This window comes from Photorhabdus sp. S10-54 (assembly GCF_963878145.1).
Lineage (GTDB): Bacteria > Pseudomonadota > Gammaproteobacteria > Enterobacterales > Enterobacteriaceae > Photorhabdus > Photorhabdus kayaii.
Window position 1 is genome coordinate 1 of the sequence record NZ_CAWNXG010000099.1, and the last position, 3,438, is coordinate 3,438.

Annotated in this window: 3 protein-coding genes; all 3 read right to left on the reverse strand. The window is 40.0% G+C overall.

Annotation, left to right across the window (positions count from 1 at the left end):
- Nucleotides 1-839, reverse strand: an 839-nt coding sequence (locus AACQ83_RS23525) for a hypothetical protein (RefSeq protein WP_112886960.1), incomplete at its 3' end; no start/stop codon positions are given.
- A 180-nt stretch (nucleotides 840-1,019) separates the two neighbouring features.
- The gene (locus tag AACQ83_RS23530) at nucleotides 1,020-2,060 is read right to left on the reverse strand and encodes a hypothetical protein (protein ID WP_112879823.1); all 1,041 of its coding nucleotides are present in this window, start codon (nucleotides 2,058-2,060) and stop codon (nucleotides 1,020-1,022) included.
- A gap of 181 nt (nucleotides 2,061-2,241) precedes the next feature.
- The gene (locus AACQ83_RS23535) at nucleotides 2,242-3,243 is read right to left on the reverse strand and encodes a hypothetical protein (protein ID WP_240000910.1); all 1,002 of its coding nucleotides are present in this window, start codon (nucleotides 3,241-3,243) and stop codon (nucleotides 2,242-2,244) included.
- Nucleotides 3,244-3,438 lie beyond the last annotated feature (195 nt).

The following is a 3,438-nucleotide window of genomic DNA, read 5'->3' on the forward strand; positions in this document are numbered from 1 at the left end:
CTTTTTATTTTGATATTATGGTAAACAGACTGATCAGCAAAAACACTCTCTTCACTTTCACCGGAAACCCAAGCCCAGGCTCTAAGCGCAACTTTTTGTTGATCACGGAGTGTATTCAAATCCTTAGAGTTATAAGCCTGCCAGACCGCTACATAAGCTTGTTGTAATTGCTGGCGTTGCTCCGGGGTATCGGTATAAGGAGTTGCTTTCTCCCATTCCCATTCAGGCAATCCACTAACTTTTACATTCCTGCTAAATCGGTATAAGGTCATATTGGGTGGAAATTTCCGGCTCTTAAAGAACTTTTTATCTTTATGTCCAGCTTCCACATTTTCTGCCTGTATCACATGACGTACCACCGGTGTGCTAATAGCAGCATATTTCGCTTCATTCGCGGGTGTTGTTGCCACAGGCTGACCATTTTTATCAATTGCCACTTCAATTGCCGTCAACACTTCACTTTTTTTACCACGCATGGCCGTCAATTCCAGACTACATTTTGCTTCAGGATTAAAGTGGTTACGGGTTTCATCTGATAGCTTATCCGAGGAAAACCAACCCAGGGCGCCAAATTCCAGACTGATTTCATTTTCACCGTTTGTCATAAATAACATGGAAGCCGTACTGGCAGTACCAAATCCCCGGCCACTCCGGGCTGAGTTTCGATTATCCATGCCCGTTACGCCATTGGTTTTGATGTCACAAAAGGCATATTGGATATCGAATAAACTGCGAATATACAACCTCGGCTCATTTGCATTAGCACCTCGCATTACTATCACACCTAAACCAGACATAATAATCACGCCTAATAATAGCAATAACCATTTTAATCTCATTTTATCCTCACATTCCGGGTAACCCGGTGATAAGTGGAATATTATTCAATTTTAATATTAACCCAATTACAATCCCAATGTCGCTTCACAATCACCAAACGCTGTATTGATATCACCGACTTTTATTGCATTTCCCATCAAGAAAAAATATCGGGCCAAATAACCCGATATTGCTACCCATTAAATTACCTGAACAAAACGACCATTAATTAATGAAAAGATTGGTGCGACGGTAGCCAGAATAGTATCGCCATCTTCATCAACATAATAGTAGGATATTGGGGAATTTTCTGGATCTGATTTATTCACCAATCTGACCATTCTGCCCTGATTCATTATTTTAACGGTATAGTTATCCCAATTAATTGGCTTCATTTTGAAACCTTTTTCGTTGATATCACTGTAAGCAGATTGATCAGCAAAAATACTCTCTTCACTTTCATTAGTAGCCCAAGCCCAAGCTTTGAGCGCAACTTTTTGTTGATCACGGAGTGTATTCAAATCCTTAGAGTTATAAGCCTGCCAGACCGCTACATAAGCTTGTTGTAATTGCTGGCGTTGCTCCGGGGTATCGGTATAAGGGGTTGCTTTCGCCCATTCCCAATCAGGTAAGCCACTAATTTTTACATTACGACTAAACCGGTATAAGGTCATATTGAGTGGATATTCTTTCGGATCAAAATACTTTTTCTCTATATGCCCAGCTTCTATTTTTTCCGCCTGTATCACATGACGTACTACCGGTGTGCTAATAGAGGCGTATTTCGCTTCATTCACGGGTGTTGTTGCCACGGGCTGACCATTTTTATCAATTGCCACTTCAATTGCCGTCAACACTTCACTTTTTTTACCACTCATGGCCGTCAATTCCAGACTACATTTTGCTTCAGGATTAAAATGGTTACGGGTTTCATCTGATAGCTTATCTGGGGAAAACCAACCCAGAGCACCAAATTCCAGACTGATTTCATTTTCACCATTTGCCATTAATAGCATGGAAGCTGTACTGGCAGTACCAAATCCCCGACCTTCACGGGCTGAATCTCGATTATCCATTCCCGTTACGCCATTGGTTTTGATGTCACAAAAGGCATATTGGATATCGAATAAACTGCGAATATACAACCTCGGCTCATTTGCATTAGCACCTCGCATTACTATCACACCTAAACCAGACATAATAATCACGCCTAATAATAGCAATAACCATTTTAATCTCATTTTATCCTCACACTCCGGGTAACCCAGTGATAAGTGGAATATTATTCAACTTTAATATTAACCCAATTCACAATCCCAGTATCTCTTTACAATCAACCAATTCTGAACTGATATCACCAACTTTTATTGCATTTCTCATCAAGAAAAAATATCGGGCTAAACAACCCGATATTGCTACCCATTAAATTACCTGAACAAAACGGCCATTAATTAATGAGAAAATCGGTGCAACGGTAGACAAAACCGTTTCTCCATCTTCCTCATCAACGTAATAATAGGATATCGGAGAATTCTTTAAGTCCGACTTATTCACTAACCTAACCATTCTACCCTGATTCATTATCTTAACTTGGTAGTCATCCCAGTTAATTGGCTTCATTTTGAAACTTTTTATTTTGATCCTACGGTAAACAGATTGATCAGCAAAAACACTCTCTTCACTTTCGCCAGTGGCCCAAGCCCAAGCTTTGAGCGCAACCTTTTGCTGATCACGGAGTGTATTCAAATCCTTAGCATTATAGGCCTGCCAAGCAGCCATATAAGCCTGTTGCAATTGTTGACGTTGTTCCGGGGTATCAGTATAAGGGGTTGCTTTCACCCACTCCCATTCAGGTAAACCACTGATTTTTACATTTCGATTAAACCGGTATAAAGTCATATTGAGTGGAAATTCTTTCGGATAAAAATATTGTTTCTCTATATGCCCAGGTCCTACTTTTTCAACTTGTATCACATGACGCACTACCGGTGTGCTAATAGCAGCATATTTCGCTTCATTCGCGGGTGTTGTTGCCACAGGCTGACCATTTTTATCAATTACCACTTCAATTGCCGTCAATACTTCACTTTTTTTACCACGCATAGCCGTCAGTTCCAGCGTACATTTGGCCTCAGAATTAAAGTGATTGCGGTCTTTATCTGATAACGCATCCGAGGAAAACCAGCCTAGCGCACCAAATTCCAGACTGATTTCATTTTCACCATTTGCCATTAATAGCATAGAAGCTGTACTGGAGCTACCAAATCCTCGCCCTTCCAAGGCTGAATTACGGTTACTAAACCCGGTTACTCCATTGGTTTTAATATCACAAAAAGCATACTGAATATCGAATAAACTACGGATATACAACCGCGGTTCATTTGCATTAGCTCCTTGCATTACTACAGCACCTAAACCTGACATAATAATCACTCCTAATAATAGCAATAACCATTTTAATTTCATTTTATCCTCACATTCCGGGTAACCCGGTGATAAGTGGAATATTATTCAACTTTAATATTAACCCAATCCACAATCCCAGTGTCTCTTTACAATCAACAAATGCTGAACTGATATCACCGATTTTTATTGCATTTCCCATCAAGAGAAAATATC